Below are 12,497 nucleotides of genomic sequence, written 5' to 3'. Positions count from 1 at the left end.
CTTTGGGGGGGGGGGTGGACCCCTGGGAGGGAGGGGGGGGCCCCGGCGCGAGTACGCGCCGGGCCGCTCGTCGGGTGCTGCTCAGGCCGTGTGGCGACGGGTCTTGATGGCGGTGTCGATCAGATCCCACACCATGATCGCGGCCGCGCTCACCGCGATGATGAGCCCGAGAGTGTTCCGGTTGTCGGCGTCGGCCAGCCAGTTCAGGCGCTCGGCCAGGGCCGGGTTGAGCAGCCGGTCGTCGAGCGCCAGCCAGGCCACCGGCACCGTGAAGGCCACGTTGAGCAGGGCCTTCACCCCGTAGAGCGACCAGTTCCAGTGCCCGATGCGGTACTTGACGATCTCGAAGATCGCACTGGCGAGCAGCACCGCGATGAGCACCGGCAGCCAGGACGACCAGAGCGCCGGATCGAGGATCGGGATGTTGCTGCCGTCGGTGTCGTGCACCCAGGACTGGTAGTGCTGGAAGGGCAGGTAGCCGATGGCCACCGCCAGCATGACCACCGACGCGATGGTGTCGGGCAGGGCGATGTCCCGGTGCACCGGCGCGGCGGGCAGTTGGTCGACGGTCCACTCGGGCAGGTCGGTCACGGGCTGGAAGCGGTCGATGAGGGCGAAGGTCAGGGTGAGCCAGAAGGCGACGTGCACGGCCACCTCGATGGCGGTGCCGATCCCGGACCCGATCGCGCCGGCGCCCTTGCCCTCCGCCACATCGACCACCGCGACGACCACGCCGACGATCGCCGGGATGAAGCTGAGCAGCAGTTTGAGCAACCGTAGCCAGACCAGGTAGTAGGTCGGGCCGATGAGCTGCAGCCGACGGTCCGCGTACCGGGCGGCCAGCCGGTCGGGGTTGCCCAGCTCGGTGAGCACCTCGCGTTCGGCGGTGGTGGCGTCCTGACCGCTGCCGGTCCGGTCCTCGATCATGTCCTCGATGGAGGCCCGCAGCTCGGAGGCGATCTCCTCCCGGCGCTGGACGGGCACCGAGCGCAGGGTGGCGGCGAGATAGCGGTCGGTCAGGGTGTTCATCGGTCGACTCCTTGGATCAGCCCGGTGACGGAGGTCTGTACGGCGGCGAGGTCGTCGAGCAGCCGGCTCAGCATCGACTCGCCCTCGTCGCTGGTCCGGTAGAACTTGCGCGGCCGGCTCTCCTCGGTGTTCCACTCGCTGGTCAGCAGGCCCTGGTCCTCCAGGCGGCGCAGCAGCGGGTAGAGCGTGTTGGCATCCACCGGAAAGCCGTGGTCGGTGAGCCGTTGCAGCAGGGCGTAGCCGTAGTCCGGTCGGCGCAACGCGACCAGGCTGGCCACCACGACGGTGCCTCGACGCAACTCCTGCAGGTGCGTCCGTAGAACGTCCTCGCTAACCATGTGTCACACCATACTGTGTGCCACACAGTGTTGTCTAGAGAGACATCATCGTGCCGCTCGCGCCTCCCGTCGCCGGGCAGCAGACGGGGCGCCCGGTCTGTGTGCACCGGACGCCCCGAGACCCACGCTGATCAGCAGGTTGAGCCCTGACGGAAGTTCCGCTCGACGAAGGAGGCCGGCCCAACCTGGAAGTAGCCCACTCCGGGCCGGATCGGGTGGCCGGTGAACAACTCCACCCGCGAGCCGACCCGCACGAGGTACGCCTCGGCGTCCCCCGCGTCGTTGCGGATCAGGGAGCCCCGCCGGCCGTAGATCGTCTCGAGCTCGGCGAACGACATGCCGACCGTGGCCCCGGCGGGGGACTGGGGCGGCGCCGTCGCCGTGCCCACCTCCACCAGCCGCCCGTCGTGGAAGGCCAGCACGAGCACGCCGGCCCAGGAACCGGTCGCGCCGGCGTGCACCACCCCGGCGCAGGCGGGCGCGACCCAGTCGATGCGCCCGGCCGCGGTGAGCGCGGCCAGGCTGGCACCGATCCGGTACACCCCGGCGCCGCTGACGCTGAGCACCTGCTGGTGGCGGTGCGCGGCGGCGTGCGCCGGCCCGGTGCCGCCGGGGGTGGGGGCCGCCGAGGCCGGTCCGGCGACGGTCACCGGGACGAGCGCGCCGAGCGCCAGCGCTCCGCTGACGAGGATGATCGAGGGACGCCTCATGGTCTGCTCCTTGGGTTGGTTGGTCTCCTGCTCTGTTAGTCACCGCTGCGGCGCCCGCGGTTCGTCGGGTTGACGACCGGTCCGGTCTACTGTCAGGCGGTGACGGTTCCGCTGCGGATCGGGCCCTACGTCATTGAGCGGCTGCTGGGCGTCGGCTCGTTCGCGACGGTGTGGCTGGGCTACGACCAGGCGCTCGACGCGCACGTGGCGATCAAGGTGCTGGCCGAGAACTGGAGCCACGACCTGCGGGTCCGGGAACGCTTCCGCGACGAGGCCCGGTTGCTGCGCCGGCTGGAGCACGAGCGGCTGGTCCGGGTGCACGCCGTCGGCGAGTTGCCCGATGGCCGTCCGTACGCGGTGCTGGCGTGGGCGGACGGCGGCAGCCTCCGAGATCGCCTGGCCGCCGATCCGATCCCCGCGCCGGCCGCGCTGCGTCTGCTCGGCGAGGTCTGCGCGGGCGTCGCGGTGCTGCACCGGCACGGCGTCGTGCACCGTGACCTCACCCCCGGCAACATCCTGTTCCACTCCGCCGGTGCGGACTCCGGCGTCGAACAGGTGCTCATCGCCGACCTCGGCCTGGCCAAGGCGCTCGCCGCCGCCTCCGGACTGACCGCCCGGGCGGGTACCCCGGGGTACATGGCGCCGGAGCAGGACGACCCGGGCGCGGTGATCGACATCCGTGCCGACGTGTTCGGGCTCGGTCGGCTCGGGATCCGGCTGCTGGCCGTCGACCCGCTACGCGCCGGGTCGGGCCCGTCGCCACCGCCGGTTGCCGCCGCGATCCGGCTGCGCGAGGGCGTACCGGCGGGGGTGGCGGCGGTGCTCGCCCGGGCCACCGCCCACCATCCGGCCGACCGGTACCCGGACGCCGCGGCCCTGCACGCCGCCCTGGACCGGGCGGCCGGCGTCGCACCGCACCCGCCCCGGCCGGCGGCTCGCCGCCCGTACCGGCTCCGGCTGGCCGCGGCCGGCGTCGTGGCCGTCGTCGCGGGGGTGGCCGGCGCGGGCGCCGAGACCGGCGGCGGCGAAACCGGGCAGCCCGGCGGTGCGACGTACACGACCGGCCCGCTCACCGTGGCGTTGCCGGCCGGCTGGTCGGCCACCGGCACGACCTGGGCCGGCCAGTACGGCGCCGACGGCGAAGCGGAACCGGCGCTGGTCATGTCGCCGCAGCCGCGTCGCTGGGCCGCCGACCCCCGGCTACCCGGCGCGTTCGTCGGCTTCTCCGCCACCACGGCGGCACGCACGACACCGGCCGGGTTCCTGGCCGAACGCGCGCACGGGGACTGCACGTCCGCGCCGGCCCGCACCACGCGGCAGGCGGACGTCGAGTGGACCGTGGTGGGGTACCGCTGCGACCGGGGCCGGCCCCAGATCATCGAGTCGGCCGGCCTGCATCCCGGCCGAGCCGGCCTGGTGTACGTGCAGATCGTGCCACCGGCGGAGAGCGGGGCCGACTTCGTGGACACCCTGCTCGCCGGCGTACGCCTGCGGTAGGTGCGGGTGAACGCGCCCGGCGGCCGGCCCTCGAGTAGGAAGCTGTCACCGTGGCGGAGAAGCGCGAGCCGGTGACGGGCGGCCCGCGTCGAGCGCCGACCCTGGGGCCGAGCGGTTCGCAGCGTACGGATCTGCTGGAGTTGTTCTTCGACCTCGCCTTCATCGCCGGCCTGGCGATGACCTCGATGAAGATGGCCGAGGACCAGACCTGGACCGGCATCGCGCAGGCGCTGGTCCTCCTGTCGGCGCTGTGGGCGGCGTGGGTGACCACCACGTTGATCACCGACAGCTACAACCCCCGGAAGCAGCCGATCCCCCTCTTGATCCTGGGCACCATGTTCGGCGTCATGCTGATGTCCGCGGCGCTGCCCAGCGCGTTCGGCGACCATGGGTTGATCTTCAGTGGCACCTGGGTCGCGATCTTCCTGGTCCGCGGGTCGGTGCTCGCCTGGTCCCTGCGGGGGCGGCAGGAGCAGGAACGGACCGTGCGCGCCCTGATCTGGGACGTCGGCTCGGGGACCCTCTGGGTGGTCGGCGGTCTGGTGGCGGATTCCGACTGGCGGCTCGTCCTGTGGCTGGCCGCGCTCGCGGCGGACTACATCGCCTACGGGTTCCGTTTTCCGATTCCCGGTCGGCCGCCCCTGCCGCGGTACGAGGTGGCACCGGAGCACCTCTCCGAGCGGTACCAGCAGATCTACATCCTCTCCCTGGGTGAACTCGTCCTGGTCAGCGTCCTCAGCCTGAGCCGCCAACCGTTCACCGGGGATCGGGTGGCCGCCTTCGGGGTCGCGTTCCTGACGGCCGCGGTGCTCTGGTGGAGCTACGCACGGGGAGCCGGCGCGACCCTGCGCGCCGCCATCGAGTCGTCATCTCACCGGAGTCGGCTGGTGCAGACCACGCCGTACGCCCACTGGTTGATGAGCGCCGGTGTGGTGAGCACGGCCGCCGGCGTCGAGCGGGTGCTGGAGCAGCCCGGGGAGCATCCGAGCGGTCCGATGACCGCGCTCATCCTGGGCGGCGCCGGGCTGGTCCTGTGCGGTCGGGCGCTGCTGGAGCACGAGGTGTTCGAGCGGGTGCCGTTGTCCCACGTCGTCGGCGTCGTCGTGACGATCGCCCTGGCGCCGCTCGCGCCACACCTGCCTGGGCTGGCGGTGAGCGTCGCGGCTGGTCTGGTGCTCCTGGGGGTCGCGGTCGCCGAGTTCCTCCGGGCCTGGCGCCACTCCGCCTCAGCACCGGCGACACCGTGAGTCGGACGGGCCGGCATGTCATCGCCGCGCCGACGGATCCGGGCTGGCCGTGCCAGTTGGGCGTCCTTTGCTCTGCTTCAACGGGCGCAACGAAAAGGTGCCCGCGGTGTTGCGCCGATTGAAGCAGAGCAAAGGACGCGCCACAGGGTGGCGGGGGCGGGAGGCGCGCGAGCGGATCGGTCGCGGACCCGGCTAGCGGACCACCACCGTGATGGTGTGCGCCCGACCTTCCTTCGGGATGGTGACGGCCACGGTGCCGGGACGGACGAAGCGGATGTCCACCACGCCCGCCTCGTACTGCTCAGAGACCAACTCCGGGCGGTCCACGGTGACGAGGCCGGGGCCGATGCCCTGGATCCGGAGCACCGCGCCGGTGGCGAAGCAGAGCGATCGGAGCAGCTCGATCTCGGTGTCGGCGAGCGGCAGGTCGTAGCGGACCGCACCCTGACAGGCCGGGGTCGGCTCGGTCGGCGGGGGAGTCGTTCGGGGCGTACCCCTTGTCCTGGTCGGTGCGGGCGGTGCCGCGACCGGGCGCCCGCTGGTCGGCGGTGGTCGGGACGGCGACGCGGTGGGCGTGGGGACCGCGGAGGGTGCCGGCGTCGATCGGGCCGGGCCGGGCGGTTGTACGGGCAGCGGCGAGACGGCGTCAGCGCCGCAGGCGGTGACCGTCAGGGCAGCCGCGAAGACGACGACGAGCCGGCGGATCGGTGCGCTGTTCATTCGGCAGCCAGTCGTTGCCGGACCTGCCGCCGGGCCAGATGCAGACGGGACTTCACCGTGCCCACCGGCACGTCGAGCAGGGCGGCGATCTCGGGGTAGCTCAGCCCGAGGACGTCGCGCAGCGCCACCACCTCGGCGAGGTCGGGACGGACCGCGTCGAAGGCGTCGAGCAGGTCGAGGCGGGTGCCCGCGACCACGCTGGTCCGCCGTGGGTCGGCCTGCTCGGGTAGCGGTACGCCGCCGGCCTCCAGCCGCCAGCGGCGGCGCAGCGTGCGGTAGGTGGAGCGGGCCCGGTTGGCGGTCAGCCGGTGCAGCCAGGTGCGGAACGACGAGCGCCCCTCGAACCGGGTGATGCCCTTGGCCAGCGCGAGCAGCGTGTCCTGGCAGGCTTCCTCGGCGTCCTCCCGACTCGGCAGGAACCGGGCACACAACCGCAGCACCTCCGGGCGCACCGCGCTCAGCAGGGCATCCAGCGCCGCCGGGTCGCCCTGCATGGCGGACCGGGCCAGGGCGTCGAGGTCGTCCGCGTCGGGCATGCCGGGTGTCCAATCACTCGAAGCGGGACACGTCCCCCGCGCCGCGGCGCAGAATCTCCGGCTCGGACCCAGACAGGTCGACGACCGTCGTCGGTTCCTTACCGCAGTCACCGCCGTCGACGACCGCGTCGAGAAGGTGGTCCAGACGTTCCTTGATCTCCCACCCCTGGGTCATCGGCTCGTCCTCGCCGGGCAGCGTCAGGGTGCTCGACACCAGCGGCTCGGCCAGCTCGGCCAGGAGCGCCTGGGTGACGGTGTGCCGGGGCACGCGGACACCGACGGTGCGCTTCTTCGGGTGCAGCATCCGGCGGGGCACCTCCTTGGTGGCCGGCAGGATGAAGGTGTAGCTGCCCGGGGTGGACGCCTTCACGAGGCGGAAGACCGAGTTGCTGATCTGCACGAACTGGCCGAGTTGCGCGAAGTCCCGGCAGACCAGGGTGAAGTGGTGCTGCTCGTCGAGGCGCCGGATGTCGCGGATGCGGTCCAGCCCGTCCCGGTCGCCCAGTCGGCAGCCGAGCGCGTAGCACGAGTCGGTGGGGTAGGCGACCAGCCCGCCGCCGCGGATCAGGTCGGCGACCTGGGCGATGACCCGGGGCTGCGGGTTCTCGGGGTGCACGTCGTAGTACCTCGCCATGGGTTGAGACTAGGCGCTGCGAGGAGACCCGGGCCACCCTCGGCGCGGACGGTGGAGCCGCCGAGATCACCTCGGTAGGGTAGGTCCCGGTCGGGTCCGACCATCAAGATCCACACCGCCGGGGGGCGCCACGCATGGCCGATTCGTTCGCGCATCTGCATGTGCACACCGAGTACTCGATGCTCGACGGGGCGGCCCGACTCAAGGACCTGTTCGCCGAGGCCAACCGGCTCGGCATGTCGGCGGTGGCGATCACCGACCACGGCAACATGCACGGCGCGAACGACTTCTACAACCAGGCCATGGCGGCCGGGATCACCCCGATCCTGGGCGTCGAGGCGTACGTGGCGCCGGAGTCTCGCTATCACAAGGCGCGGGTGAAGTGGGGCCGGCCGGAGCAGAAGAGCGACGACATCTCCGGTAACGGCGCGATCACCCACAAGACCATGTGGGCGAAGAACGCGCAGGGCCTCAAGAACCTCTTCACCCTCAACTCGCGCGCCTCCATGGAGGGGCACTACGTCAAGTGGCCCCGGATGGACATGGAGCTGATCGCCGAGCACGCCGAGGGGATCATGGCCACCACCGGCTGCCCCTCCGGCGCGGTGCAGACCCGGCTGCGGCTGGGCCAGTTCGACGAGGCGCTCAAGGTCGCCGCCAGCTACCAGGACATCTTCGGCAAGGACAACTACTTCCTGGAGATCATGGACCACGGCCTCTCCATCGAGAGCCGGGTCCGCGAGGGTCTCACCGAGATCGCCCGCAAGCTCGACATCCCACCGGTGGTCACCAACGACTCGCACTACACGCACGAGGCGCAGGCCACCGCGCACGACGTGCTGCTCTGCGTGCAGACGGGCAGCAACATCGACGACCCCAACCGGTTCCGGTTCGAGGGCGGCGGCTACTTCATCAAGAGCGCCGACCAGATGCGCGCGGTGGACACGTCCGAGCTGTGGCAGGAGGGCTGCCGCAACACCCTGCTGGTCGCCGAGAAGGTCGACCCGACCGGGATGTTCGAGTTCCACAACCTCATGCCGCGCTTCCCGGTGCCCGAGGGCGAGACCGAGGAGTCCTGGTTCCGCAAGGAGACCTTCCTCGGCCTGGGCCGCCGCTACCCCGGCGGCATCCCGGAGGGGCATGTCGTCCAGGCCGAGTACGAGCTGGGCGTCATCAACCAGATGGGCTTCCCGTCGTACTTCCTCGTGGTCGCCGACTTCATCCAGTGGGCGAAGAAGCAGGGCATCGCGGTGGGTCCGGGCCGTGGTTCGGCAGCCGGCTCGCTCGTCGCGTACGCGCTGGGCATCACCGACCTGGACCCGATCCAGCACGGCCTGATCTTCGAGCGGTTCCTCAACCCCGAGCGGGTCTCGATGCCGGATGTCGACATCGACTTCGACGAGCGTCGGCGCGGTGAGGTGATCAAGTACGTCACCGACAAGTGGGGCGAGGACAAGGTCGCCCAGATCGCCACCTTCGGCACGATCAAGGCGAAGGCCGCGATCAAGGACTCGGCGCGGGTGCTCGGCTACCCGTACGCGGTCGGCGACCGGATCACCAAGGCGATGCCGCCCGCCGTGATGGGCAAGGACATCCCGCTCACCGGCATCTTCGACGCCAAGCACCCGCGCTACGCCGAGGCCGGCGAGATCCGCGGCCTGTACGAGTCCGACCCGGACGTCCGCAAGGTGATCGACACCGCCAAGGGCATCGAGGGGCTGATCCGGCAGACCGGGGTGCACGCCGCCGGCGTCATCATGTCCGCCGAGCCGATCATCGAGCACATCCCGCTGACGCGGCGGGACGCCGACGGCGCGATCATCACCCAGTTCGACTACCCGACGTGCGAGTCGCTCGGGCTGTTGAAGATGGACTTCCTCGGCCTGCGCAACCTGACGATCATCGACGACGCGGTCAAGAACATCGAGCTCAACCACGGCAAGCAGCTCGACCTGCTGGCCCTGGAGCTCGACGACCTGCCCGCGTACGAGCTGCTGGCCCGGGGCGACACCCTCGGCGTGTTCCAGCTCGACGGCGGGCCGATGCGCTCACTGCTGCGCCTGATGAAGCCGGACAACTTCGAGGACATCTCCGCCGTCCTGGCGCTCTACCGGCCCGGCCCGATGGGCGTCGACTCACACACCAACTACGCGCTGCGCAAGAACGGCCTCCAGGAGATCACGCCGATCCACCCGGAGCTGGAGGAGCCGCTGCGGGAGATCCTGGCACCGACCCACGGCCTGATCGTCTACCAGGAGCAGGTGCAGCGCGCCGCGCAGATCCTCGCCGGCTACACCCTCGGCCAGGCCGACCTGCTGCGCCGGGCCATGGGTAAGAAGAAGAAGGAGATCCTCGACAAGGAGTTCATCCCGTTCCGGGACGGCTGCCGCGAGCGCGGCTACTCCGACGAGGCGATCCAGGCCGTGTGGGACGTTCTGGTGCCGTTCGCCGGGTACGCCTTCAACAAGGCGCACTCCGCCGCGTACGGGCTGGTCTCCTACTGGACCGCGTACCTGAAGGCGCACTACCCGGCCGAGTACATGGCCGGGCTGCTGACGAGCGTCGGTGACGACAAGGACAAGATGGCGCTCTATCTGGCCGAGTGTCGCCGGATGAAGATCCAGGTGCTTCCGCCGGACGTGAACACCTCGGCCGGGCCGTTCACCCCGGTCGGCGCGGACATCCGGTTCGGCCTGGCCGCCGTGCGCAACGTCGGCGCGAACGTGGTCGCCTCGATCATGCGCTGTCGGCAGGAGAAGGGCGACTACACCGACTTCTACGACTTCCTCGCCAAGGTCGACGCGGTCGTCTGCAACAAGAAGACCATCGAATCGCTGATCAAGGCCGGCGCCTTCGACTCGATGGGGCACAGCCGTAAGGCGCTGCTCGCCGTGCACGCCGACGCCATCGACGCGTACGCCGACGTCAAGCGCAAGGAGGCCGTCGGCCAGTACGACCTGTTCGGTGCCGGGTTCGGTGACGGCGACGCCGGGGGCAGCACCACGGTCATGCCGACGATCGGCGAGAGCGAGTGGGAGAAGCGGGACAAGCTGGCCTTCGAACGGGAAATGCTCGGCCTGTACGTCTCCGACCACCCGCTCTTCGGCCTCGAGCACGTCCTCAACGCGGCGGCCGACACCACCATCGCCGCGCTGGCCGAGGAGGGAGCGGTGCCCGACGGGGCCGTCGTCACCCTCGCCGGCATCCTCTCCGGCGTGCAGCGCCGGGTCACCAAGCAGGGCCGGGCCTGGGCCTCCGCCACACTGGAGGACCTGGCCGGCGGGGTGGAGACGCTGTTCTTCCCCAACACCTACGAGGTGATCGGGCAGTACATCGCCGAGGACGCCATCGTCGTGGTCAAGGGCCGGGTCGACCGCCGCGACGACACCCCCCGCATCATGGCGATGGACATGTCCATGCCGGACGTCAGCAGCAGCGCCAACAAGCCGGTCACCCTCACCATCCCGGTGCACCGGTGCACGGCGCCGCTGGTCGAGAAGCTCAAGGAGACCCTGGTGCTGCACCCCGGCGACACCGAGGTGCACGTCAAGCTGCTCAACGGCGGGCGGACCACCACCCTGCGGCTGGGCCCGTTCCGGGTGGCGGCCACCACCGCGCTGATGGGTGACCTGAAGAGCGTCCTCGGCCCGGCCAACGTGACCTGACCGTGCGCGCGGCTCGGCTGTGCGCGCGGCCCGGCCGTGCGCGCGGCGTGACCGTGCGCGCGGCCCGGCCGGTGTCTACCGACCGGGCCGCGGACACCCCGGGCTCAGCCCCGGTCGGGGGCACTGACCTCCCGCAGCTGGCCGTCGGCGAGCCGCAGCCAGCGCTGCACGCCGATCTCGGCGAGGAAGCGCTCGTCGTGGCTGACCACCACGAACGCCCCCTGGTACGCGCTCAGCGCGCTCTCCAACTGGCCGACGCTGACCAGGTCCAGGTTGTTGGTCGGCTCGTCGAGCAGCAGCAGTTGCGGTGCCGGTTCGGCGCAGAGCACACAGGCGAGGGTGGCGCGCAGCCGCTCGCCGCCGGACAGCACACCGACCGGCAGGTTCACCCGGGCACCCCGGAACAGGAACCGGGCCAGCAGGTTCATCCGCTTCGCGTCCGGCAGGTCCGGCGCGTACGCGGCGAAGTTCTCCGCCACCGTACGGTCGAGATCCAGCAGGTCCAGCCGCTGCGACAGGTACGCGATCCGACCGTCGGCCCGCTTCAGCTCACCGCCCGACGGCTCCAGATCGCCGCTGACCAGGCGCAACAGGGTCGACTTGCCGACGCCGTTGGGCCCGGTGAGCGCGATCCGCTCTGGCCCGCGGATCGTCAGGTCAGCGCCGTCGCCGGCGAACATCTCCCGATCGCCGAAGCGGACCCGCATTCCCTGGCCGGTGAAGACCGTACGACCGCCCGGGACGGTGGTGTCCGGCAACTCCACGACGATCCGGTCCTCCTCGCGCAACGCCCGGCCGGCCTCGTCGAGTCGGGCCTTGGCCTGGCCGAGCCGGGCCGAGTGCGTCTCGTGGGACTTGCCGGCGGCCTCCTGCGCGTTCCGCTTCATGGTCCCGGCGAAGATCTTCGGCAGGCCGGCGTTCTTCAGGTTCTTGGACGCGTTGCTGGCCCGCCGGTCGGCCCGCTCGCGGGCCTGCTGCATCTCCCGCTTCTCCCGCTTGACCTCCTGCTCGGCGTTGCGGATGTTGCTCTCGGCCACCTCCCGCGCCGCCTGCACCGCCTCCGTGTACGCGGTGAAGTTGCCGCCATACCAGCGCACATCACCGCGATCCAGCTCGGCGATGCGCTCCATCCGGTCCAGCAACTCCCGGTCGTGACTGACCACCAGCAGGCAGCCCGTCCACTCCGTCAGCACGTCGTAGAGCTTGTGCCGGGCGTCCAGGTCCAGGTTGTTGGTCGGCTCGTCGAGCAGCAGCACGTCCGGTCGCCGGATCAGCTGCGCCGCCAGACCGAGCGAGACCACCTGGCCGCCGCTGAGGGTGTTGAGCCGCCGGTCCAGCAGAAGATCGCCCAGGCCGAGCCGGTCCAGTTCGGCGCGGGTGCGCTCCTCGATGTCCCAGTCGTCGCCGATCGTGGCGAAGTTCGCCTCGCTGGCGTCGCCGGCCTCGATGGCGTGCAGCGCCGCGACCCGCTCGGCGACGCCCAGCACCTCGGCCACCGTCAGGTCGCCGGCCAGCGGCAGGGTCTGCGGGAGGTAGCCGAGCACGCCGTCGACGGTGACGCTGCCGCCGCTCGGCCGCAGCTCTCCGGCGATCAGCCGCAGCAGCGTGCTCTTGCCGGAGCCGTTCGGCGCGACCAGGCCGGTGCGGCCGCCAGGGACCGAGAAGGACAACTCCGCGAAGACCGGGGTGTCGTCCGGCCAGGAGAAGGACAGGTTCGAACAGACAATGAACGCATCAGACATGCGAGTGACCTCAAAGGGTGGGGCGGGCACGCCGGAGCTGCCCGACGGAACAGAGACCGGTGGAACGACGACATGGCCACGTCAGCCGCGCTGTCGCGCGCCGACCGGTGGCCAGAGACATCCGGTTTCACCCGGAGATGTCGTCGTCACCCGCCATGTCTGGTCTCCCTTGTCACTGCTGACACCCAACTCCGCCGAGTCTAACAACGGATCTTCGGCCCGCCACCGGGTTACCGCCTGCGGTGCCTCTTGGGCGCTCCAAGATTCGCGCACTTTCGGGGAAACTGCTGCCTCCCCGCGCCTCGAGACAGCAGTTTCCCCGAAGTTGCGCGGATCTTAGGTCGAGCAGGCGGGCGGCCCGGCGAGCGGGCGGCCCGGA

Annotated in this window: 10 protein-coding genes; 3 read left to right on the top strand and 7 right to left on the bottom strand. The window is 71.0% G+C overall.

All coding sequences use genetic code 11. The features are described 5' to 3' along the window. Positions 1-81: 81 nt before the first annotated feature. From V6V47_RS30665 to V6V47_RS30655, 3 genes are all read right to left on the bottom strand, one after another. Positions 82-1,029, bottom strand: a complete 948-nt coding sequence (locus V6V47_RS30665; RefSeq protein WP_334632008.1) for a permease prefix domain 1-containing protein — start codon at positions 1,027-1,029, stop codon at positions 82-84. Beyond that, the gene (locus tag V6V47_RS30660) at positions 1,026-1,367 is read right to left on the bottom strand and encodes a PadR family transcriptional regulator (protein ID WP_334632007.1); all 342 of its coding nucleotides are present in this window, start codon (positions 1,365-1,367) and stop codon (positions 1,026-1,028) included. Before V6V47_RS30660 ends, V6V47_RS30665 begins: the two co-directional genes overlap by 4 nt. Before the next feature lie 131 nt (positions 1,368-1,498). Beyond that, the gene (locus V6V47_RS30655) at positions 1,499-2,077 is read right to left on the bottom strand and encodes a hypothetical protein (protein WP_334632006.1); all 579 of its coding nucleotides are present in this window, start codon (positions 2,075-2,077) and stop codon (positions 1,499-1,501) included. 99 nt (positions 2,078-2,176) lie between these two features. On the opposite strand from V6V47_RS30655, the gene V6V47_RS30650 reads away from it, so the two are divergent. Together V6V47_RS30650 and V6V47_RS30645 are read left to right on the top strand one after the other, a co-directional pair. After that, positions 2,177-3,574 (top strand): serine/threonine-protein kinase, encoded by a 1,398-nt coding sequence (locus V6V47_RS30650; RefSeq protein ID WP_334632005.1) that lies wholly within the window; start codon positions 2,177-2,179, stop codon positions 3,572-3,574. 50 nt (positions 3,575-3,624) lie between these two features. Next, positions 3,625-4,821 (top strand): low temperature requirement protein A, encoded by a 1,197-nt coding sequence (locus V6V47_RS30645; protein ID WP_334632004.1) that lies wholly within the window; start codon positions 3,625-3,627, stop codon positions 4,819-4,821. Positions 4,822-5,013: 192 nt separating this feature from the next. Here V6V47_RS30645 and V6V47_RS30640 read toward each other — a convergent pair whose 3' ends face one another. Genes V6V47_RS30640 through V6V47_RS30630 form a run of 3 tightly spaced genes read right to left on the bottom strand, consistent with a single transcriptional unit; the run spans position 5,014 to position 6,711 of the window. Beyond that, on the bottom strand, positions 5,014-5,541 hold the full coding sequence (locus V6V47_RS30640; RefSeq protein ID WP_334632003.1) for a hypothetical protein: 528 nt from the start codon (positions 5,539-5,541) through the stop codon (positions 5,014-5,016). Next, positions 5,538-6,077: an RNA polymerase sigma factor gene (locus V6V47_RS30635; RefSeq protein WP_334632002.1), complete on the bottom strand. Its 540-nt coding sequence runs from the start codon at positions 6,075-6,077 to the stop codon at positions 5,538-5,540. The genes V6V47_RS30640 and V6V47_RS30635 overlap by 4 nt, the downstream gene beginning before the upstream one ends. A 13-nt stretch (positions 6,078-6,090) precedes the next feature. After that, positions 6,091-6,711, bottom strand: coding sequence for an L-threonylcarbamoyladenylate synthase (locus tag V6V47_RS30630; RefSeq protein WP_334632001.1), 621 nt, complete (start codon positions 6,709-6,711; stop codon positions 6,091-6,093). 134 nt (positions 6,712-6,845) lie between these two features. Here V6V47_RS30630 and dnaE point away from each other — a divergent pair, with 134 nt between their 5' ends. Next, positions 6,846-10,376 carry a DNA polymerase III subunit alpha gene (dnaE, locus tag V6V47_RS30625; RefSeq protein ID WP_334632000.1) on the top strand — a complete coding sequence of 1,177 codons (3,531 nt, stop codon included), beginning with the start codon at positions 6,846-6,848 and terminating at the stop codon, positions 10,374-10,376. A gap of 104 nt (positions 10,377-10,480) precedes the next feature. Here the strand turns inward: dnaE and abc-f are convergent, their stop codons facing one another. Beyond that, a complete protein-coding gene (gene abc-f / locus V6V47_RS30620) occupies positions 10,481-12,118 on the bottom strand; it encodes a ribosomal protection-like ABC-F family protein (RefSeq protein WP_334631999.1) in 1,638 nt (545 codons plus the stop codon). Positions 12,119-12,497 lie beyond the last annotated feature (379 nt).

The organism is Micromonospora sp. CPCC 205539 (assembly GCF_036906815.1).
Lineage (GTDB): Bacteria > Actinomycetota > Actinomycetes > Mycobacteriales > Micromonosporaceae > Micromonospora.
Note: the sequence above shows the minus strand (reverse complement) of the source record. Positions and strands in the feature narration are given on the sequence as shown.